At 70.9% G+C, this 18,736-nt stretch carries 18 protein-coding genes and 1 tRNA gene; 12 read left to right on the top strand and 7 right to left on the bottom strand.

Annotated features, from left to right (window positions below; all coding sequences use genetic code 11):
* Nucleotides 1-420: 420 nt before the first annotated feature.
* Both ACK1X7_RS18245 and ACK1X7_RS18240 read left to right on the top strand, forming a co-directional pair.
* A complete protein-coding gene (locus tag ACK1X7_RS18245) occupies nucleotides 421-1,521 on the top strand; it encodes a sulfotransferase (RefSeq protein ID WP_385143803.1) in 1,101 nt (366 codons plus the stop codon).
* A 174-nt stretch (nucleotides 1,522-1,695) separates the two neighbouring features.
* Nucleotides 1,696-2,631: a LysR family transcriptional regulator gene (locus ACK1X7_RS18240; RefSeq protein WP_390793173.1), complete on the top strand. Its 936-nt coding sequence runs from the start codon at nucleotides 1,696-1,698 to the stop codon at nucleotides 2,629-2,631.
* A 139-nt stretch (nucleotides 2,632-2,770) separates the two neighbouring features.
* On the opposite strand, the gene crcB (ACK1X7_RS18235) is transcribed toward ACK1X7_RS18240, so the two are convergent.
* The 4 genes from crcB (ACK1X7_RS18235) to ACK1X7_RS18220 form a co-directional block, all read right to left on the bottom strand.
* Nucleotides 2,771-3,145 (bottom strand): fluoride efflux transporter CrcB, encoded by a 375-nt coding sequence (crcB, locus tag ACK1X7_RS18235; protein ID WP_385143805.1) that lies wholly within the window; start codon nucleotides 3,143-3,145, stop codon nucleotides 2,771-2,773.
* Nucleotides 3,142-3,477, bottom strand: a complete 336-nt coding sequence (locus tag ACK1X7_RS18230; RefSeq protein ID WP_382957103.1) for a DUF190 domain-containing protein — start codon at nucleotides 3,475-3,477, stop codon at nucleotides 3,142-3,144. The genes crcB (ACK1X7_RS18235) and ACK1X7_RS18230 overlap by 4 nt, the downstream gene beginning before the upstream one ends.
* A complete protein-coding gene (gene crcB, locus ACK1X7_RS18225; protein WP_385143807.1) occupies nucleotides 3,474-3,980 on the bottom strand; it encodes a fluoride efflux transporter CrcB in 507 nt (168 codons plus the stop codon). Before crcB (ACK1X7_RS18225) ends, ACK1X7_RS18230 begins: the two co-directional genes overlap by 4 nt.
* A 108-nt stretch (nucleotides 3,981-4,088) precedes the next feature.
* On the bottom strand, nucleotides 4,089-5,120 hold the full coding sequence (locus ACK1X7_RS18220; RefSeq protein WP_385143809.1) for a polyprenyl synthetase family protein: 1,032 nt from the start codon (nucleotides 5,118-5,120) through the stop codon (nucleotides 4,089-4,091).
* Nucleotides 5,121-5,290: 170 nt separating this feature from the next.
* Here ACK1X7_RS18220 and ACK1X7_RS18215 point away from each other — a divergent pair, with 170 nt between their 5' ends.
* Together ACK1X7_RS18215 and ACK1X7_RS18210 are read left to right on the top strand one after the other, a co-directional pair.
* The gene (locus ACK1X7_RS18215; RefSeq protein ID WP_014060764.1) at nucleotides 5,291-5,509 is read left to right on the top strand and encodes an MbtH family protein; all 219 of its coding nucleotides are present in this window, start codon (nucleotides 5,291-5,293) and stop codon (nucleotides 5,507-5,509) included.
* 149 nt (nucleotides 5,510-5,658) lie between these two features.
* Nucleotides 5,659-6,648, top strand: a complete 990-nt coding sequence (locus tag ACK1X7_RS18210) for a zinc-dependent alcohol dehydrogenase family protein (protein ID WP_385143831.1) — start codon at nucleotides 5,659-5,661, stop codon at nucleotides 6,646-6,648.
* Between the two features lie 123 nt (nucleotides 6,649-6,771).
* On the opposite strand, the gene ACK1X7_RS18205 is transcribed toward ACK1X7_RS18210, so the two are convergent.
* The gene (locus ACK1X7_RS18205) at nucleotides 6,772-7,194 is read right to left on the bottom strand and encodes a hypothetical protein (RefSeq protein ID WP_385143811.1); all 423 of its coding nucleotides are present in this window, start codon (nucleotides 7,192-7,194) and stop codon (nucleotides 6,772-6,774) included.
* Between the two features lie 178 nt (nucleotides 7,195-7,372).
* On the opposite strand from ACK1X7_RS18205, the gene ACK1X7_RS18200 reads away from it, so the two are divergent.
* Nucleotides 7,373-7,843, top strand: coding sequence for a TrkA C-terminal domain-containing protein (locus ACK1X7_RS18200; protein ID WP_216342501.1), 471 nt, complete (start codon nucleotides 7,373-7,375; stop codon nucleotides 7,841-7,843).
* Nucleotides 7,844-7,847: 4 nt separating this feature from the next.
* Entirely contained in the window at nucleotides 7,848-9,131 is a 1,284-nt protein-coding gene (locus tag ACK1X7_RS18195) for a cation:proton antiporter (RefSeq protein ID WP_385143813.1), read from the top strand.
* A 71-nt stretch (nucleotides 9,132-9,202) separates the two neighbouring features.
* On the opposite strand, the gene ACK1X7_RS18190 is transcribed toward ACK1X7_RS18195, so the two are convergent.
* On the bottom strand, nucleotides 9,203-10,210 hold the full coding sequence (locus tag ACK1X7_RS18190) for a sporulation protein (RefSeq protein ID WP_413115351.1): 1,008 nt from the start codon (nucleotides 10,208-10,210) through the stop codon (nucleotides 9,203-9,205).
* Nucleotides 10,211-10,667: 457 nt separating this feature from the next.
* Between ACK1X7_RS18190 and ACK1X7_RS18185 the strand changes: the two genes are divergently transcribed.
* The 3 genes from ACK1X7_RS18185 (at nucleotide 10,668) to ACK1X7_RS18175 (ending at nucleotide 13,818) form a co-directional block, all read left to right on the top strand.
* Complete coding sequence (locus ACK1X7_RS18185) at nucleotides 10,668-11,087, top strand: hypothetical protein (protein WP_385143817.1); 420 nt, start codon at nucleotides 10,668-10,670, stop codon at nucleotides 11,085-11,087.
* Between the two features lie 190 nt (nucleotides 11,088-11,277).
* On the top strand, nucleotides 11,278-12,996 hold the full coding sequence (gene ctaD / locus ACK1X7_RS18180; RefSeq protein ID WP_385143819.1) for a cytochrome c oxidase subunit I: 1,719 nt from the start codon (nucleotides 11,278-11,280) through the stop codon (nucleotides 12,994-12,996).
* A gap of 132 nt (nucleotides 12,997-13,128) precedes the next feature.
* On the top strand, nucleotides 13,129-13,818 hold the full coding sequence (locus tag ACK1X7_RS18175) for a siderophore-interacting protein (protein WP_385143821.1): 690 nt from the start codon (nucleotides 13,129-13,131) through the stop codon (nucleotides 13,816-13,818).
* Nucleotides 13,819-13,944: 126 nt separating this feature from the next.
* On the opposite strand, the gene ACK1X7_RS18170 is transcribed toward ACK1X7_RS18175, so the two are convergent.
* Nucleotides 13,945-14,017: transfer RNA gene (locus ACK1X7_RS18170), tRNA-Arg, on the bottom strand.
* A 382-nt stretch (nucleotides 14,018-14,399) separates the two neighbouring features.
* Between ACK1X7_RS18170 and ACK1X7_RS18165 the strand changes: the two genes are divergently transcribed.
* The 3 genes from ACK1X7_RS18165 (at nucleotide 14,400) to ACK1X7_RS18155 (ending at nucleotide 18,550) form a co-directional block, all read left to right on the top strand.
* A complete protein-coding gene (locus ACK1X7_RS18165) occupies nucleotides 14,400-16,010 on the top strand; it encodes a dynamin family protein (protein WP_385143833.1) in 1,611 nt (536 codons plus the stop codon).
* A 6-nt stretch (nucleotides 16,011-16,016) separates the two neighbouring features.
* Entirely contained in the window at nucleotides 16,017-17,909 is a 1,893-nt protein-coding gene (locus tag ACK1X7_RS18160; RefSeq protein ID WP_398159990.1) for a GTPase, read from the top strand.
* A 122-nt stretch (nucleotides 17,910-18,031) separates the two neighbouring features.
* Nucleotides 18,032-18,550: a single-stranded DNA-binding protein gene (locus ACK1X7_RS18155; protein WP_385143825.1), complete on the top strand. Its 519-nt coding sequence runs from the start codon at nucleotides 18,032-18,034 to the stop codon at nucleotides 18,548-18,550.
* Nucleotides 18,551-18,736: the final 186 nt, after the last annotated feature.

The raw sequence follows: 18,736 nt of genomic DNA, 5'->3' as shown, positions 1-18,736 counted from the left end.
GCTGCTCTGTGTCATGTCGCGTCTACTTCCGCCCCTCCCGGCCGGGTTGGGCATGCCAGCCCAGGATCAGGGGTATGGGGCGGATGCGCACTCTAGCAGTGCTGTTGGTAGGAAAAGATGACCGTCTCGTCACGGGAGAAACTGTTCGATTATGGTTTCGCCCCCGTAACCGAGTTGTGAAGCCGCATGTTGACTCTCAGATCGCGCTTCGCTGCTGGTGGTTGGTGGGTTGCCGGGGGTAACGCCCCTGTCGGATGTGAAAGTTGCGCAAAAGTGTCGGAAACTAGCGAACCTCGAGTTCGTCCCCACGCATCCCGTTGTGTGTGTTTCCCCTGTTCCATGGTCGTGGCCATCGTCGCCCGGGGCATCCATTAGCATCGCCGCGGCCGCCGAATGGGCCGCGGTGTGTCATGGGCCACTATGGGAACGGCTACTAGGGAAACAACTAGTCGCCCGAGAAAACGGGAGGAAGTGCGCGTGGTCAACCAGAAGTTGACATTTGTCGTCGGCACCGGTCGGTGTGGTTCGACGGCTCTGTCTCAGGTCATCAATATTCATCCGGATGTCCTCAGCATCAATGAATTGTTCGCCAGCATTCCCGATGCGGAGATGCTGGACGAGACTCCGTTGAGCGGCGCGGAGTTCTGGGGATATCTGTCCCGGCCCAATGCGATCACCAACAGCATGATCAAAAATGGCGCCACCCCGCCCGAGTTCCTCTACCACAAGCTGCCCAAGCGGCGGTTCGACGCGGAGACCACCGGAATTCCGGCCATCAGCGTCATGGTGCTGCCCCATCTGACCGACGACCCCGACGCGCTCTTCGACGAGTTGGAGTCCGAGGTCACCTCCTGGCCCACCCGCCGTCCGGCAGACCACTGGACGGCCCTCTTCGCCTTCCTCGGCGGACGGTTCGGCAACCCCAGTGCCGTCGTCGAGCGGACCGGCCTGTCCATCGGCCGCGTGCCGGAGATGCACCGCGCCTTCCCCGAGGCGCGCTTTGTGCACCTCTACCGCGAGGGCCCCGACTGCGCCGTCTCCATGAGCCGCCACTTCAGCTTCCGGATGATCCCGCTGCTGTGGGAGATGGCCATGCACCTCGGCCTGGAGACCCCGCAGCATCTGACGCCGCAGCACGCGGCCCAGCTCCCGCCCGACCTGGCGCCGCTGCTGAGCGACCGGTACGACCCGACGCTGGTGATGGAGCGTCCCATCCCGCTCAGCGCGTTCGGCACCCTGTGGTCCGAGACGATCCTCGACGGTCTGCGGAAGCTGGACGACGTCCCGGCGGAGCAGCGCACCGCGCTGTCCTACGAGGCCCTGCTGGAAGAGCCGGAGAAGGAACTGATCCGGCTCGCCGAGTTCATCGGGGTGGAACCGCACCGCACCTGGCTGGACGCGTCCATCGCCCACCTCGACGGCGGCCGGCCCGGCGCGGCGCGGAAGCTGCCCGAGGCGGAGCTCACCCCGCTGCTCGAGTCCTGTAGCCCGGGCACCCGGGCGCTGGCCGCCCACCAGTAGGGCGTGCGTCGTCACCCGGCGACGGCCGCTCACCCCGAGGCCGGTCGCCGGGTGGCGCCCTGCTGCCTTGTCCTGGGCCCTATGTCATGGCCTGTATGTCGTGAGCTACATGTCATGGGCACGCCATGGTCGGGCGTCCATGGCCCGTCCATAGCCGGTGCCTATCATCGTGGTGTGCAGTTGCATCAGCTCCGTTATTTCGCCACCGTCGCGGAGACCCGGCACTTCACCCGCGCCGCGGAGCTTCTGCATGTCGCCCAGCCCTCGCTGTCCCAGCAGATCCGCGCCCTGGAGCGGGAGCTGGGAGCCGATCTCTTCCACCGGGCGCGCGGCAATATCGCCCTCACCGACGCGGGAGAGGCACTGCTCCCGCTGGCCCGCCAGATCCTCGCCGACGCCGAGACCGCGCACCGCGAGGTCCAGGAGGTCGCCCAGCTTCGGCGCGGCCGGGTGCGGCTGGGGGCCACGCCGAGCCTGTGCGCCAGCTTCGTCCCCGATGTGCTGCGCCGCTTCCATGACGAGTTTCCCGGCATCGAGCTGATCGTGGACGAGGGCGGCTCCCAGGACCTGGTCCGTACGCTCTCGGCAGGCGAGCTGGACCTCGCGCTGATCATCACCCCGCTGCCCGGCCAGGCTCCCGCGCTCGCCGCCACCGAGCTGCTGCGGGAGGAGCTGGTGGTGGCCTCCTCGCCCGCCTCCCCACCCCCCACCCGGCGCCGGCGGATCCTGGTCGAGGATCTGCGGGACCGGCCGATGGTGATGTTCCGGCGCGGCTACGACCTGCGCGAATTCACCACGGCGGTCTGCCGGGCGGCCGGGTTCGAGCCGTCCTTCACGGTCGAGGGCGGCGAGATGGACGCGGTGCTGGGCTTCGTACGGGCCGGGCTCGGCATCGCCGTACTGCCGGGGATGGTGGCGGCCCGGTCCGGGCTGCGGATCACCCCGTTCGCGGGCCACGATATGCAGCGCACCATCGCCGTCGCCCACCGTAAGGACGTCGCGCCGCCCCGGGCCGCGCGGGAGCTGCGCCGGGTGCTGCTCGAGCATCTGCGGACGGCGGCCGCGGGGGCGTTCGGCCTGCCGCCGAACACGACGCGACTGCTGCCGTAGCGGTGCGGGGGCGGGCCGGTGCGAACCGTAAGGCCGCCGCGAGGTGTGCGCTTGGGGCCGGTGCGAACCGTAAGGCCGCCGCGAGGTGGGTGCCACGGGGCGGGACGACCGTAAGGCCGCCGCGAGGGTCGTCGTGCCGTCAGCCCCAGATCGCGTGGGCCAGCGCCACACCCGCGAAGGCGGCGCCCACCCCGGCCACCAGACTCAGCACCACATTCGCCACGGCGAAGAGCCGGGCGCCCTCCTCGGTCAGCCGCAGGGTCTCGTACGAGAACGTCGAGTACGTCGTCAGCGCCCCGCACAGCCCCGTGCCCAGCAGCAGTTGCACCCGCTCGGACGCCGCCCCCTCCGCCGCCGCGCCGGTCAGCAGGCCCAGCACCAGACAGCCCACCACATTGACCAGGAACGTGCCCCAGGGGAACACCGAGTCATGCCGTGCCTGGACCGCGCGGTCGGTCAGATAGCGCAGCGGGGCACCGACCATCCCGCCCGCGATCACCAGCAGCCAGTTCACCGGGCCCGGCCCCGGGGATACACGATCTCGACCGGGTCGACCACCACGAGGCCGTCACCCATGATCTCCTCCAGCTCGGGCAGGAAGGACCGCACCCGTTCCTCCGTATCGATCATCACGATGGCCATGGGCAAGTCCTCGCCGAGCGACAGCAGCCGCGAGGTGTGGATCAGGGACGAGGAGCCGTACCCCTCGACGCCGCGGAACACGCTCGCACCCGCGAGCCCCGCACGATGGGCGCGGTGCACGATCTCGGCGGACAGCGGTCTGCGATGCCAGGTGTCGTTCTCGCCGATGAAGACGGTCAGCCGCAGCGCGGGCTCGCCGGTCACCGGGCCGCCCTCCCGCCGGGCCCGCCGCCGTACACGCCCAGAACGCGCCGGGCCGCCGCCACGGCCGCCCATACGGCCACCATCGCCACCACGAGCGTCCCGGCCAGATACGCGAAGGCGATCGCGAAACGGCCGTCCTGGGCCAGCCGGGTGAAGTCCACGGCATAGGTCGAGAAGGTGGTGAAGCCGCCGAGCACACCGGTGCCGAAGAAGGGCCGTAGCAGCCGGTGGGCCGTCCACATCTCGGTGATCAGCACCAGGAAGACGCCGATGACCGCGCAGCCGACGGCGTTGACCAGCAGCGTCGTCCAGGGGAAGGCGCTGGACGGGGTGGGCCACAGCAGCGACGCCCCGTAGCGTGCCGTCGCCCCGAGCGCGCCGCCCACCGCCACCACGCTCACCACGGGGCCCTGCCCCCGCCAGGGGTGATGCCGGGCGGGCGGGGCCGGGCCGGTATCGGGGTCGATGGGCTCGTTCACCACATCCGACCGTGAGTTGCCCATAGGGATCAGGCTACGTCGTGACGGCGACACCGGCCGACCTGGGAGGGCGGCGAGGGCGTACGGGAGCCCACGGGAGCCGGTCAGTGATTCCGGCGCCACAGGAGCCGGTCAGTGATCCCGGCGCGCCACGAAGTCGCACAGCGCGTGCAGAACCCGCGTCGCCGGGCCGTCCGGCAGTCCGTTCACCGCGGTCCTGGCGCGCAGCAGCCGGGCGTGCATCACGGTCCGCGCCTCTGCCAGCGCCCCGCAGCGGTGCAGCAGCGCGACCGCCCTCGGCAGCCCGGCGCCCTCCGGGCCCGCGGTGGCGGCGGTCAGCAGGGTGCGCAACTCACCTGCCTCCGGCCGCTCGTCGGCCAGCGCCAGCAGCACCGGCAGGCTGGCGACACCGATCGCGAGATCCTTGCCCTGTTCCTTTCCGGAGACCTCGGAGGTGGAGGTGATGTCGAGGATGTCGTCGGATATCTGGAAGGCGATTCCCAGATGTTCTCCGTACTCGGCGAGCGCCTGGACGGCGGGCTCCGGGGCGCCCGTCCGGACCGCCCCCAGTTGCAGCGCCATGGCGATGAGCGAGGCCGACTTCCCCGCCACCACCGTGAAGTAGTGGGAGAGCGGATCGTCGTCGTCCGAGGGGCCGACGAGTTCCCGTATCTGGCCCATGATCAGCCGATTGGTGACCTTGGACTGCAATCGGATGGCTTCCGGGCCGAGTTCCGCGGCGAGCTGGGCGGCCTTCGACAGCAGCCAATTGCCCGCGAGTACGGCGGTGGTGTTGCCCCAGCGGGCGTTGGCGCTGGGCACCCCGCGCCGGGTGCGGGCCTGGTCCATGACGTCGTCGTGGTAGAGCGAGGCGACATGTACCAGCTCGGCCAGGGTGGCGGCTTTCACGGCGGCGGATGGATCGCGCTCGCCGAACTCCGCGCCGACCAGGGCCAGAAGCGGGCGCAGCCGCTTTCCGCCGGGGCCGAAGAGATGTCCGGCGATCTCCGCGACCCAAGGGTCCCGGGCCTCGGTGGCGAGAGCGCGGAGCTGCTCCTCCGAGGCGTCCATCCCGCGTTCCAGCCGGGCCGTGAGCGCGGGGTCGCCGGTGGTGAGCTCCATGGCCATGGAGCCCCTGGACTCGGTTGTGGCGGACGCGACCATGCCGCGGACCGTAGGCGAGGGACATACCGGAACGCTGAATTCCGTCAGGAAGGTGCCATTTCCGTATCCCAGGCTTTTTCCCAGGGCCCTCGGGGAACCCCTCGGCGGGTGCCCACTCCGGCCGGTACCGTCAAACTTGTCGACGCCGAACGCGAGCGAGGAGAACAGCGATGAGCAACCCCTTCGAGAACCCCGACGGCCGCTATCTCGTGCTCGTCAACGAGGAGGGGCAGCACTCCCTGTGGCCGGCCTTCGCCGAGGTCCCCGCCGGTTGGACGGTCGCCCATGGCGAGGACGACCGCCAGGCGTGCCTGGACTACGTCAACGAGCACTGGACCGATATGCGGCCCAAGAGCCTGATCACCGCGATGGACGGCACCTCGGCCTGACCGGACCCGCACTCGGTTGGCAGTTTCCGGCCGTATCTCTTCCCTTTTGACGCCGCATGGCCTGAACGCGTGCCTTACGGTCGCGATGGGCCCCACGGCGTTACGTTGACGGTGTGACGACCGACGCGAACGCCGACCTTCCGGCGACCATGCGGGCCTGGGTGGTCCCCGCCCCGGGCCGGATCGAGCAGGTGGAGCTGCCGGTGCCACGACCGGCGGAGGACGAACTGCTGATCCGGGTCCGGGCCTGCGGGGTGTGCCGCACCGATCTGCATGTCCGCGACGGCGATCTGCCCCCGCACCGCAGCCCCGTCGTCCCCGGCCACGAGGCCGTCGGCGAGGTCGTCGCGGCGGGCTCGCGGGCGCACGGCCCCGGCCCCGGAGTCCGGCTCGGCGTTCCCTGGCTGCGGCGCACCTGCGGCCACTGCCGCTACTGCCTCCGGGGCCAGGAGAACCTGTGCCCGTCCTCGGAGTACACCGGCTGGGACGCGGACGGCGGCTACGCCGAGTACGTCACCGTACCGGCGGCCTACGCCTATGAGCTGCCCTCCGGATACACCGACGAGGAACTCGCCCCGCTGCTGTGCGCCGGCATCATCGGCTACCGCGCCCTGCGCCGCGCCGACCTGCCGCCGCGCGGCCGGCTCGGCATCTACGGCTTCGGCGGCTCCGCCCACCTCACCGCCCAGGTCGCCATCGCCCAGGGCGCCGTCGTCCACGTCCTGACCCGCTCACCCGCCGCCCAGGCCCTCGCCCTGGAACTCGGCGCCGCCTCCGCGAACGACTCCTACGACCGCCCGCCCGAGCCCCTGGACGCCGCCATCCTCTTCGCGCCGGTGGGCCAACTGGTCCCGGTCGCCCTGGAGGCCCTGGACGCCGGCGGCACGCTGAGCATCGCCGGGATCTACCTCTCGGACATCCCGTCCCTCGACTACGACCGCCATCTCTTCCGCGAACGCACCATGCGCAGCGTCACCGCCAACACCCGTGAGGACGGGCGCGAATTCCTCGCCGCTGCCGCCGAGGACCGCATCAGCGCCACGGTCACCCCCTACCCCTTCGACCGGGCGGACGCGGCCCTCGACGACCTCGCCGCCGACCGCGTCAACGGGGTGGCGGTCCTGACGATGCCGCACTAGCGCGAGGGGCCGGGCGCCACACCCCGGGGACCGCTACGACCATGGACCGGTCGTCGCCTGGGACCGCTGCGGCCACGAACAGGTCGTCGCCTGGGACCGCTGCGGCCATGGACCGGCCGTCGCTCACTCCGGCGGCCCTGGTCGGCGGCCGAGCGGGGAGACGCGGCGGTATCCCGCCCGGGCGTTGACGATACGGGCGAGCGCGGTGCCCGCGACGGCCGCCGCCAGGAGGCAGGCGAGCCAGCCGGCGTCGCGGTCGCCCGCCCAGGAGAGCCGTCCCGCGGGCGGAATGGCGAAGCCGTTGAGGAACAGCCAGCACAGCGCCGCCGTACCGGGCGCCGCGACAAAGCGCGCGCACAGCCCCAGCAGGGCGGCCAGCAGCGAGAGCCCGATCAGGGCGAACACCGGGCGGCCGTGGCCGCCGAGGAAGTTCAGGGTCGCCACCAGCACCAGCGCACCGAGGAAGGCCCCGCCCCAGATGACGGGAGTGGCGACCGGATCGGGAACCGGCCTGATGCCTGTACTGAGCCGCCTCCACTCAATCATGGGCCCCATCCTCCTCCGGGCACCATCCTCCTCGCCTGTCGATGGCCACCCCGTCCTTATGCGGTCGGCATCGTCCCATCGCGCCCTCATCCACCGGCCCTCATTACCAATTCTTTGCCATTCGTTAGGGTGTCATGAGACTCGAGCGACGAGAGGGATGATTGTGGGCGCTCCGCGGATGAGCAGTACGCCATTGCCCGGCATCGGGGTTCGCTACGACCTGACGACACGAGAAAACGGGTTGCTGTCGGTTATCGCGCACCGCGACGGAGACCGGACGCTGAGTGCGTACCGGAAGGAGGATCCCGATGAGTGTGCCCTGTCCACCAGGCTGACAGCGGGGGAAGCGGAAGCACTGGTCGGGGTCCTGATGCCAAGCCATCACAGCCCGAATCTGCTGTCCACGACCGAGCTGGGGCTGGTGGCCGAGCGGATCGAGCTGTCGTCCACGTCGTACTGGAACGGGCGGGTGCTGGGCGAGACGCGGATGCGGACCGAGACCGGCGTCTCGATCGTGGCCGTGCTGCGCAGAGCGGAGGCGATCCCCTCTCCGACCCCCGACTTCCGGCTGGCCGGTGGGGACGAACTGATCGTGATCGGTACCCGCGAGGGCGTGCAGTCGGCCGCGGCGATACTCGGGCGGGTGTAAGCCCATGCATTCGTCTGCCGTCTTTCTGATCGAGTTCGGCGCGGTCATCCTGGGCCTCGGGCTGCTGGGGCGGCTGGCCGGACGGTTCCAGTTCTCCCCGATCCCGCTGTATCTGCTGGCCGGACTGGCGTTCGGCGAGGGCGGGCTGCTGCCGATGGGGACGAGCGAGGAGTTCGTCGCGACCGGCGCCGAGATCGGCGTCATCCTGCTGCTGCTGATGCTCGGCCTGGAGTACACCGCCAGCGATCTGGTCAGCAATCTGAAGACCCAGTACCGGGCCGGGCTCGTCGACGCGGTGCTCAACGCGCTGCCCGGCGCCGTCATGGCCCTGCTGCTGGGATGGGGGCCGGTGGCCGCCGTGGTGCTCGCCGGTGTGACCTGGATCTCCTCCTCCGGTGTCATCGCCAAGGTGCTCGGCGATCTGGGCCGGCTCGGCAACCGCGAGACCCCGGTGATTCTGAGCATCCTGGTCCTCGAAGACCTGGCGATGGCCGTCTATCTGCCGATCGTCACCGCCCTGCTGGCCGGTGCGGGCCTGGCGGCGGGCAGCGTCACCCTGGCCATCGCCCTCGGCGTGGCCGGTCTGGTGCTGTTCCTGGCCGTCCGCTACGGCCGGCACATCTCCCGCTTCGTCTCCAGCGACGACCCCGAGAAGCTGCTGCTGGTGGTGCTCGGGCTGACGCTGCTGGTGGCGGGGATCGCCCAGCAGCTCCAGGTGTCGGCGGCCGTCGGCGCGTTCCTGGTGGGCATCGCCCTGTCCGGGGAGGTCGCCGAGGGCACCCATCATCTGCTCAGCCCGCTGCGGGATCTGTTCGCCGCCGTCTTCTTCGTCTTCTTCGGACTGCATACGGATCCGGCCAGCATCCCCCCGGTGCTGCTGCCCGCCATGACGCTGGCCGTCCTCACCGCCAGTACGAAGATCGCCACCGGCTACTGGGCGGCGCGGCGGGCCGGGATCTCCGAACGGGGCCGCTGGCGGGCGGGGGGCACGCTGGTGGCCCGGGGCGAGTTCTCGATCGTCATCGCGGGACTCGCCGTCACGGCCGGTATCGAACCCTCGCTGGGCCCGCTGGCCACGGCGTACGTCCTGATCCTGGTCGTCCTCGGCCCGCTCACCGCCCGCTGGACGGAGCCCGTCGCCCGACGGGTCACGGCCCGGCTGGCGGCGCGCCGCGAGGCCGCTGCGGCGAAGGCGGCCGAGGCCGGAGGCGAGAACGGGGGCGATGGCCTGGCGGAGGAGCCGCGGGAGACGGTGGACGACCCCGATGCCGTGGGGCGCCGTTCATAGGCGCCGTGGATAGCCGTTCGCCGGTGCGTACAGAAAGGGCCGCGGGGAGATCCGTGGCCCTTCCGCGTGTCTCAGCCCTGGTCCGCGCCCTCGTGCCCTGGGTCCCGCAAGTCTCTCAAGCCCCTTGAGCCTTCTAAACCCTCTAAGTCTCCTAACCTCCCTAAGTTCCCTAACGCGTCGCCGAGCCCGGCCGCGACCATGCCGCCGCCCGCGGCCCCGGCCGCCGTACCGGCCGAGATGCCCGAGGCGATCCCCTCGGCGCGGGGCGTGTGCGCGGCGCGGGCCTCGATGAGCGCCCGGATCCAGGAGTCGACCTCAGCGGTCCAGTCGCGACGATCGAGGTGCTCATGGCGCACGGTGTGGCGGCCCGGGGCCGCAGGCCCACCGGGGAGGCGCTTGCCGGGGGAGGACGCGCCGGAGAAGGGCCTGCCGCGCTTGTCGGCCTCCAGGACGACCTCCATGCCGTCGGAGCCGGTGAGAAGAGCTACGGCGATCTCGTTCATGTCGTGGATGTACCGCGGGGCGGGGGTGAGCTCGATCTCCTGGTGGAAGGGGAGCGTCTGCCCGCTGCCGGCGATATGGCCGAGCCGCAGATCGGCGGCGACGAGGCCGAAGCCGAGCCGCCCCAGCGCCCCCAGCACGGCTTCCTGGACCGGCAGCGGGCGCACGATCAGCTCTTCCGGATCGCCGTGGTCCTTCGCGCCCGCCGACGCGAGCTCGACCCGGATGCCCAGGACGACGCCCAGTGGCTGTCCGGACAGCTCGGTGAGCGGGGTTTCCCACGGTATGTGAAAGGTGAACGGAATGTCTCTGTGCTCTCTTGTGTCGAGCCGGAACCCCCCGCTGAGCCGGAGGCGGTCGAAGGCCACGCCGCCCGCGCCCTCCTCGCCGCCGTGCCCCGCGTCGACCCTGGCGATCAGCTCCAGTGCGAGGTGCTCGATATCGCGGGCCCGGCCTCCGCCCCGCAGCCGCACCCGCCCCTGCACCACCCCACCGGGGCGCACCGGCCCCCGGTCCAGGACCGTGTCCACGACGGGTCCGCCGACCCCGAGCGAGCCGAGCACTCGTTTGAACACCATCGCGGCGTCCACTCCTTCACTGTCACTGGATTCGTTCTCTGTTGCGTGGGGGGCATGCGTGGAACGAATGGGATGGTAAAGGGATTCCCATGTACACCTTCTGGGATGGCAAAATCGACCGAGGATGGTGCGGCCCCGGCCGTCGGCGTCCGTGACGTCCCAGCTCAGGCGCCCTTCCGTGGGTCCCTCGCCCGGTCGAACATTTTTCGGGATTCGTTCGGCCGTACCCGACGCCATCCTTCCGGGTGACCCGGATCGGGCGGGGAAAACGGTCCGTTTCCACCAAAGGCCCCTCACGGAGCGCCATCTGATTGGGGCTTCCGGGCGCGGGTAACCGGGGGCGGACCCTGGGCCCACGACGGGCGGGCGCCGTGCGGAGAGCGGAGTATGTCCGCATGGGCGTGTGCCCGAATGCGGGGCGCCTGCTCATCCTCACCCCGGAGGACGGGAGGAACCGATGTCACGTGTGCGACGGGTGAGATCGGCGCTGCTCAGCGCCGCGGCGATCGTCGTGAGCGCGGGGATCAGGCGTTGGCGGCACAGGCCGTCGCGGATGGCCCGGCCGGCCGACGCCCAGAACGGCGGCCGATGGCAGACGGTCACCGTCAACCGGCCGCCCACGGACGTATGGGCCGAGGCGCTGCCGGAGCCGCTGGAGCGCTACGGAGACCGGCTGGAGATCCGGATCCGCCCGGCGCCCGGGAACTGCGGGACCGAGCTGGCCGCCCGGACGAAGGATCAGCCCTCGCGGCTCGCCATCGCCCTGCCGGGCAGGCTGGCCGGTCAGGACCCCCGCCCGGAGGTACGCCGCGCCCTGCGCGAGGCGAAGTCCCAGCTCGAGGCGGGAAGGACGGCACAGCCAAAGCCACAGCCGTAGGCGCATATGGACGGCACGGATAAAACGAACGGCTGCTCAGAGCACGCTGATCGTAGAAGGGCCTCTACGGCGAGTCGGGTCCGAATCGCCGTCCCGCTTCGGGTAATGGTGGGCGAATCAATTCAACGTATTCGTCGGCCGGTGCCGCCGGCCGCCCACATATGCATCCTGCCGAGGAGCGGACACGGACATGGCGACGACAACCAAGCCCGAATTTCAAGCTCCCGCCGAACCCACCAAACTCGGCAGTATCGTGGTCGACTGGCTCACCACCACGGACCATAAGAAAATCGGACACCTGTACTTGGTGACCGCGTTCGGATTCTTTCTCATCGGTGGCCTGCTGGCCATGGTCATGCGGGCCGAACTCGCCCGGCCCGGACTGCAATTGGTCAGTCCCGAGCAGTACAACCAGGCTTTCACCCTGCACGGCACGCTGATGCTGCTGTTCTTCGCCACGCCGGTGTTCGCCGGATTCGCCAACGAGATCATGCCGCTCCAGATCGGCGCCCCGGATGTCGCCTTCCCCCGGCTGAATATGTTCTCGTACTGGCTCTTCGCCTTCGGCGGGCTGATCGTGATCGGCAGTCTGCTCACCCCCGGCGGCGCGGCCGACTTCGGCTGGACGGCCTATACGCCGCTCAGCAGCAAGGCGCGCACACCGGGCGTGGGCGGCGACATGTGGGTGATGGGCCTCGCCCTCTCCGGCTTCGGGACGATCCTGGGCGCCGTCAACTTCGTCACGACCATCGTGTGCATGCGCGCCCCGGGAATGACGATGTTCCGTCTGCCCATCTTCACCTGGAACATCCTCTTCACCTCGATCCTGGTGCTGCTCGCCTTCCCCATCCTGGCGGCCGCCCTGCTGGTGCTGGAGGCGGACCGTAAATTCGGCGCGGTCGTCTTCGAGGGGGCCAACGGCGGGCCGGTGCTCTGGCAGCACCTCTTCTGGTTCTTCGGCCATCCCGAGGTCTACATCATCGCCCTGCCGTTCTTCGGCATCATCACCGAAATCATTCCGGTGTTCTCCCGCAAGGTCGTCTTCGGCTACATCGGCCTGGTGGGCGCCACCATCGCCATCACCGGCCTCTCCGCGACCGTATGGGCCCACCATATGTTCGCCACCGGAGCGGTGCTCCTGCCGTTCTTCTCCTTCATGACGTTCCTCATCGCGGTGCCGACCGGGGTGAAGTTCTTCAACTGGATCGGAACCATGTGGCGTGGCTCCCTCTCCTTCGAGACACCGATGCTGTGGTCCATCGGCTTCCTCGTCACCTTCCTCTTCGGCGGGCTGACCGGGGTGATCCTCGCCTCCCCGCCGATGGATTTCGAGGTCCACGACAGCTATTTCGTCGTCGCCCACTTCCACTACGTGGTCTTCGGCACGGTGGTCTTCGCGATGTTCGCCGGATTCTATTTCTGGTGGCCCAAGTTCACCGGCAGGATGCTCGATGAGCGCCTCGGCAAGATCCACTTCTGGACCCTGTTCGTCGGCTTCCACACGACCTTTCTGGTGCACCACTGGCTGGGCGTCATCGGCATGCCGCGCCGCTATGCCGACTATCTGGCCGCCGACGGCTTCACCACGCTGAACACGATCTCCACCATCGGCTCCTTCCTCCTGGGCCTGTCCACTCTGCCGTTCCTCTACAACGTGTGGAAAACCGCGAAGTACGGAAAGCGGGTCGATCTCGACGACCCCTGGGGATGGGGCCGCTCCCTGGAATGGGCCACCTCATGCCCTCCGCCCCGGCACAACTTCCTCACCCTGCCGAAGATCCGCTCCGAATCCCCCGCCTTCGACCTCCACCACCCCGAGGTCATCCCCCAGGAGGTGATCACGTCGAGCAGGCCGCCCCTCCCCGGGGCGGGCGAAACGGGCGACGACACCGGGGACCGCAAGGACTGACCCCTCTCGGGGTCCGGGCTCGGGAAAGTCACGCACTATCGCATCCATTCGCAAACGCGTACTATCGCGTCTGGCCGCCGATGGTTGCCCAACTTCCCCCGCATTCACCCGAGTTCCCCGAGGAGCACCCCCATGCCCACGCTGCTGGACCCGGTCCTGGACCTGCTGATGCTCCGCGGCACCGTCACCGAGGCCGAACCGATAGCCGCCCGTATGCGCCGGCTGCGCATCGAGGGCGACACCCTCGCCGGCCTCGACGTCCGCCCCGGCCGGCAGGTGCGCGTCCTGGTCGGCTCCGGGCTGACCCGCCGTACGTATTCCGTGTGGCGCTACGACCCGTCCGGCGCCGTCGAGTTGTGCGTACTGGACCACGCCGAAGCGGGGCCGGGGGCGCGCTGGGGCAGGAGCGTCCAGGTCGGCGAGCGGGTGCGTCTGGGCAAACCCGAGGGGTCGTTCACGCTCCGACCCGATGCCGCCCACCACGTCTTCGTCGGGGAGGAGACGGCGAGCGTCCCCTTCGGCGCGATGCTGGCCGCACTGCCGCCCGGGGCCCGGGTCTCCGGCTGCCTGGAGACGGACACGGCGGCGGACCGCCTGCCGCTGCCCCACTCGGACCGCCTCAACTGGCTGACCAGGGGAGACGTTTCACTCCCGGACGCGGTACGACACCTCGCCCCCGAACCGGGCGGTATCGCCTACGTCGCCGGGGAGGCCCGTACCGTGCAGCGGGTGCGCCAGGTGCTCGTCCGGGAGGCGGGCTGGGACCGCCGCGCGGTACTCACCAAGCCGTTCTGGACACCGGGCAAGCGGGGCATGGAGTAGGACGGACGGCTCCCGCGCCGCCCCCTGACCGCCGGGGCGCGCCCGGTGCGGTATGCGAGCCCGGCGGAGCGCTCCGAACAGCGAGAAGACCCTCTTCGCTACGTGCGTAGAGAAGAGGGTCCAGTGCGCCCCCGGCAGGACTCGAACCTGCGGCCAAGCGCTTAGAAGGCGCCTGCTCTATCCACTGAGCTACGGGGGCCGGTGGTGGTCGCGGAACTGCTGAGCCCCCGGTGCCTGCGGGGCCGACGGGGCGGCCGTGGTGCGGGTGGCCGGGCTCGACGGACCGTGACCTTGCCGGGACAAGGATAGGGCTCCTTGCGCCTCGCCCCGGTTGCTTCACCTCCGTGGCACGTTGTGGAGGTTCGGTGAAGCGGTCTGATAATCGCAGGCAGGTCTGAAACTTGCATCGTTTTTCACGCCTCAGGGAACGGGTGTTGTCTACTCGTTATGCCCGCGCCCCTGTCGTCACGTCCGCCTCATGCCCCTTTTAGGGTGATCCGGGTGGGTCTCTTTGACGCGCACGAGTGACCATACGCTTCAAAAAGGCATCAAAAGCGTGCATTCTTCACCACGTGGCGATCTTGGATGTACGGCCCCGGCTGCTCGACGCGCTGACCTCACTGCGTGACCGTGTCGACGCCGCTCGGTTTCCGCTCCCCCTTCCCGGCGCCGACCGCGCTCGCCGCAGCCGAGCCGAGCTGCTCGCTCAACTGGACGACTACCTCGTGCCCCGGTTGCGCGCCCCCGAAGCGCCCCTGCTGGCGGTAATCGGGGGATCGACGGGGGCGGGCAAGTCCACCCTCGTCAATTCGCTGGTCGGCCGACGGGTCACCGAGGCCGGTGTGTTGCGGCCCACGACGCGTACGCCGGTGCTGGTGTGCCATCCCGACGATCACCCCTGGTTCGCGGGACAGCGGGTGCTGCCGCGGCTCACCCGGGTGTGGGTGCCGGCACAGGGGGAGCGGGCGGAGAGCGCGTACGACGAGGAGGGGCGGGCGCAAGAGGGGCCCGCGGCGCTGCGGGTGGAGACCGACCCGGGGCTGGCGCGGGGGCTCGCACTGCTCGACGCGCCCGACATCGACTCGCTGGTCGCGCGGAATCGCGATCTGGCCGCCGAATTGATCTGCGCCGCGGACATCTGGGTGCTCGTCACCACGGCCACCCGCTACGGCGACGCCGTCCCCTGGCATCTGCTGCGGACCGCGAAGGAGTTCGACGTCACCCTCGTCACCGTCCTGGACCGGGTGCCGCACCAGGTGGCCGCCGAGGTCTCCCGGCAGTACGCCGCGCTCCTTACGGCGGCCGGGCTCGGCGATGTCCCGCGCTTCACCATCCCCGAGCTCCCCGAATCCGCGGGCGGCGGCAGCGGGCTGCTGCCGGCCACCGCCGTCGCCGCCCTGCGGTCCTGGCTCATCCAGCACGCACAGGATCCGTACGCCCGTACCGTCGCCGCCGCCCGTACGGCCGCCGGGACGCTCGCCTCGCTGAGCTCCCGGATGCCCGCGCTGGCCGGGGCCGCGGCGGCCCAGCACGCGGCCGCGGTGCGGCTGGTCCAGCGGGTCGAGGGCGCGTACGGGGAGGCGGTGGAGCGGGTGCGGCGCGAGATCGCGCAAGGCGCGGCGCTCGCGGGCGGTGCGCTCACCCACTGGCACGGCCTGCCGCATGACAGCACCCCCGATGAGCTCCTTACCGCTCTCACCGACTCCCTGGCCACCCTGCTGCGCGGCGCGGCCGCCACCGCCGACGAGCGGGTCGCGGAGGCCGGAAGGCAGGACCCGGTCGCGCGGGCCGGGCTCGCTCCATGCGACGCGCCCGGCGCCGCCGAGCGGATCGGCGTGGCCGTACGGCACTGGCGGCGCTGCGCCGAGGAGCTGGCCGAGGAGGAGGCCCGGGCCCGGATCGCCGAATACGGGGGCAACTGTGCGCCCGAGGAGATCGCCGCCCTGCTCGCCGCGTCCCTGTTGGGCGGACGCCGCGCCCGTAAGGCGGGCGAGAAGCTCGCCGAGACCCTGGGCGCGCATGCGGCGCTGCGTCTGGGCGACCGCGGCGGACGGCTGCTCGACAACTGTGTCACGCGCGCCATGCGGGCGGAGCGCGACGGCAGGCTGGCCCCGCTGGACGCCCTGGACATGTCCCCGGAGCACCAGGTCGAGCTGATCGCCGCGCTGTCCGTACTTCAGAAGGAGAGGTGACCGAAGGTGACGGCCACGGAGGGCAACGGCGGCAACGAGGGCGGCGGGGGAGACCGGGCGGCGACGGGCCGCCACACATGGGACGACGGCCTGATCGCCCGGCGCGCGCACCGCTGGACCGGAGGACGGGCCGGGGCCCGTCCGGTCCGCGCGGTGGACGAGGGGAGGCCACAGGAGGCCGCGACGGGCGTTCCCCACGCCACGGTCGGCTACTTCCCGGAGGAGGAGACCGCCCGGCGGTCCTTCGGCGGTCCTCCCTACGCCGTGTACCAGGCGGGCGTGCGCAGCTTCGCGACAGGCACCCTGCGGCCCCGTCTCGAGGCCCTGCGCCAGTTGGTCGGGCTGTCCCGGTCCCGGCTCGAGGGACGCACGCTCGCCGGGGCCGCGCGGGTGCTCGACGAGGCGGACGCGCGGGGACGGCATCCTTACGGGCACACCGTGGTCGCCGTCGCCGGGGCCACCGGAAGCGGTAAGTCGACACTTTTCAACGCTCTCGCCGGAGCCCCCCTCTCCGAGGCCGGGATCCGCCGTCCGACCACCGCCACGCCCCTCGCCTGTGCGTGGACCGACCACGCCGACGGCCTGCTGGACCGGCTCGGCATCCCGGCGGTGGACCGGCGCAACCCGGGCTATCCCTACGACCCCGCGCTGCGCGGTCTCGTCCTCCTCGACCTGCCCGACCACGACTCGGCCGCCCCGGGCCACCGGGAGCGGGTGGACCGGCTGCTGGGTCTCGTCGACGCGGTGGTGTGGGTGGTGGACCCCGAGAAGTACGCGGACGCGGTCCTTCATGAGCGCTATCTGCGGCCGCTCGCAGGTTATGCCGAGGTGACCTTCGTCGTGCTCAACCAGGTGGACCGGCTTCCGGGCGAGGCCGCGGACCAGGTGCTGGACGATCTGCGGCGGCTGCTGGACGAGGACGGGCTCGCCCTCGGGGAGCACGGGGAGCCGGGGGCGGCCGTGCTGGCGCTGTCCGCGCTGACCGGTGAGGGCGTCGGAGAGCTTAGGGAGACGCTCGGGCGGCTCACGGCCGAATGCGGGGCGGCCGAGCGCCGGCTGTCGGCGGACGTGGACGGCACCATGACGCGGCTGCGGCCGCAGTATGTGGCGGACAACGGGCCGGTCGGGCTCACCGAGCGGGCGCGGGCGGAGTTCGAGGACCGGCTGGCCGAGGCGGCGGGGGCGGTCGCGGCCGGACAGGCGGCGGAGCGCGCCTGGCTGAGGGAAGCGGAATGGCGGTGCGGAACGCCGTGGGGGCGGGTGCGGGGGAGGAGGGCCCGCGCCTCGGGGGCCTCCCGGGCCTCGCGAACCCCCGGAGCCGCGGAGCGGATGGAGATTCCGGGCGCGCGGGCGCGCACGGTGGCGGTGGAGGCGGTCACGGCGCGCCCCGCGGTGGAGGAGGCCGTACGGACGCTCGGGGACCAGGCGACGGCCGGGCTGCCCGGCCCCTGGGCGCAGGCCGTGCGGGAGGCGGCGGGGTGGGGCGGCAGAGGGCTGGCGGAGGCGGTCGACGAGGCGGTGGCGGCCGAGGCGGTGGACCGGCAGCCGATCCGGCCGGTGTGGTGGTCGATGGTGGCGGCGGCTCAGGTGACCTTGCTGGTGGTGCAGATGGTGGGGGTGCTGTGGCTGCTGGGAGCCGCCGCAGGGGTGTTCGGGGGGCCGCAGTGGTGGATGCCGGCGCTGCTGGTGGGCGGTGCGGCGGTCGGTCCGGCGCTGGCGTGGGGCTCCCGGGTGGCGGCGCGGGGGCCCGCCCGGCGTCATGGCCGGTCGGTGGAGGGCCGGTTGCGGGAGGCGGCGGCCGAGTGCGGGGCCCGGCGGGTGCTGGAGCCGGTGGAGGCGGAGCTGGCCCGGTACGGGGAGGTACGGGCGCAGTACGTCATCGCGGCGGGCGGCGCGTGACGGTCGGTCACCCGGGCGGGTGACCGAGTTGTCCACAACCGCGGGGTCGTGCACAGGGTCCGGCGGGGTCTGGCGATCCCGGGCAGCATGGTCCACGAACAGCACGGCAGGGCCGGGAATTGATGGGGGAGGCGTGGCCGGTGAATGAGAGCTGGGTGACCGTGGTGGGCAATGCCGCGACGCGGCCGGATTTCTGGGAGACGGCGGCGGGAGTCGCGGTGGCCCGGTTCCGGCTGGCGGTGACGGTGCGCCGGTGGGACCGGGGGCGGGACGCGTGGGCGGACGCGTATACGAGTTTCTATACGGTCTGGACGTGGCGCACGCTCGCCGCGAATGTCGCCGGGTCGGTATCGCTCGGTGAACCGCTCGTTGTCCATGGGACGTTGCGGGTGCGGGAGCGCGAATGGGACCGGGAGCGGGAAAGGGACCGGCCGCTTCAGGGAGAAGGGGGAGTCGCGGCCGTGGGCCCGGGCCCGGCCGTGGATTCCGGTGGCGGGCCGAATCCGCCCAGTCGCTGGGTTACCGCCGAGATCGACGCGGTGGCGGTGGGACATGATCTTACGCGCGGTACATCCGCTTTTCGCCGGGTTTCACAGGCTAAACCGCTTCTAAACACACCGACCAGGACAACTTCCCCGTGAGCGGCCGTGAGTACGGGAGACTTGTCGATAATCCCAGCTCATATGCGATCTGAAGATTGATAACGATTCCGATTCGGATCGGTTGGGTCTAGGTATTGGTGGGGAACGTGCGCCTCTTTTCTCCCTAGGATCCGTGCGTGCCCAACGGGGGTTCCTGAGTTTTGAGTTCGCTGGCGAGGCGCACCA

Origin of the sequence: Streptomyces sp. CY-1, assembly GCF_047218265.1 — a bacterium.
Lineage (GTDB): Bacteria > Actinomycetota > Actinomycetes > Streptomycetales > Streptomycetaceae > Streptomyces > Streptomyces niphimycinicus.
Note: the sequence above shows the minus strand (reverse complement) of the source record. Positions and strands in the feature narration are given on the sequence as shown.

What these genes read in the sequence shown, in the direction of transcription:
- ACK1X7_RS18245 (WP_385143803.1), top strand. Translation starts at nt 421, where the DNA reads ATGGGAACGGCTACTAGGGAAACAACTAGTCGCCCGAGAAAACGGGAG.
- crcB (WP_385143807.1), bottom strand. Translation starts at nt 3,980, where the DNA reads ATGGGCAACTCACGGTCGGATGTGGTGAACGAGCCCATCGACCCCGAT.
- ACK1X7_RS18220 (WP_385143809.1), bottom strand. Translation starts at nt 5,120, where the DNA reads ATGGTCGCGTCCGCCACAACCGAGTCCAGGGGCTCCATGGCCATGGAG.
- ACK1X7_RS18215 (WP_014060764.1), top strand. Translation starts at nt 5,291, where the DNA reads ATGAGCAACCCCTTCGAGAACCCCGACGGCCGCTATCTCGTGCTCGTC.
- ACK1X7_RS18210 (WP_385143831.1), top strand. Translation starts at nt 5,659, where the DNA reads ATGCGGGCCTGGGTGGTCCCCGCCCCGGGCCGGATCGAGCAGGTGGAG.
- ACK1X7_RS18205 (WP_385143811.1), bottom strand. Translation starts at nt 7,194, where the DNA reads ATGATTGAGTGGAGGCGGCTCAGTACAGGCATCAGGCCGGTTCCCGAT.
- ACK1X7_RS18200 (WP_216342501.1), top strand. Translation starts at nt 7,373, where the DNA reads ATGAGCAGTACGCCATTGCCCGGCATCGGGGTTCGCTACGACCTGACG.
- ACK1X7_RS18195 (WP_385143813.1), top strand. Translation starts at nt 7,848, where the DNA reads ATGCATTCGTCTGCCGTCTTTCTGATCGAGTTCGGCGCGGTCATCCTG.
- ACK1X7_RS18190 (WP_413115351.1), bottom strand. Translation starts at nt 10,210, where the DNA reads ATGGTGTTCAAACGAGTGCTCGGCTCGCTCGGGGTCGGCGGACCCGTC.
- ACK1X7_RS18185 (WP_385143817.1), top strand. Translation starts at nt 10,668, where the DNA reads ATGTCACGTGTGCGACGGGTGAGATCGGCGCTGCTCAGCGCCGCGGCG.
- ctaD (WP_385143819.1), top strand. Translation starts at nt 11,278, where the DNA reads ATGGCGACGACAACCAAGCCCGAATTTCAAGCTCCCGCCGAACCCACC.
- ACK1X7_RS18175 (WP_385143821.1), top strand. Translation starts at nt 13,129, where the DNA reads ATGCCCACGCTGCTGGACCCGGTCCTGGACCTGCTGATGCTCCGCGGC.
- ACK1X7_RS18155 (WP_385143825.1), top strand. Translation starts at nt 18,032, where the DNA reads ATGGGGGAGGCGTGGCCGGTGAATGAGAGCTGGGTGACCGTGGTGGGC.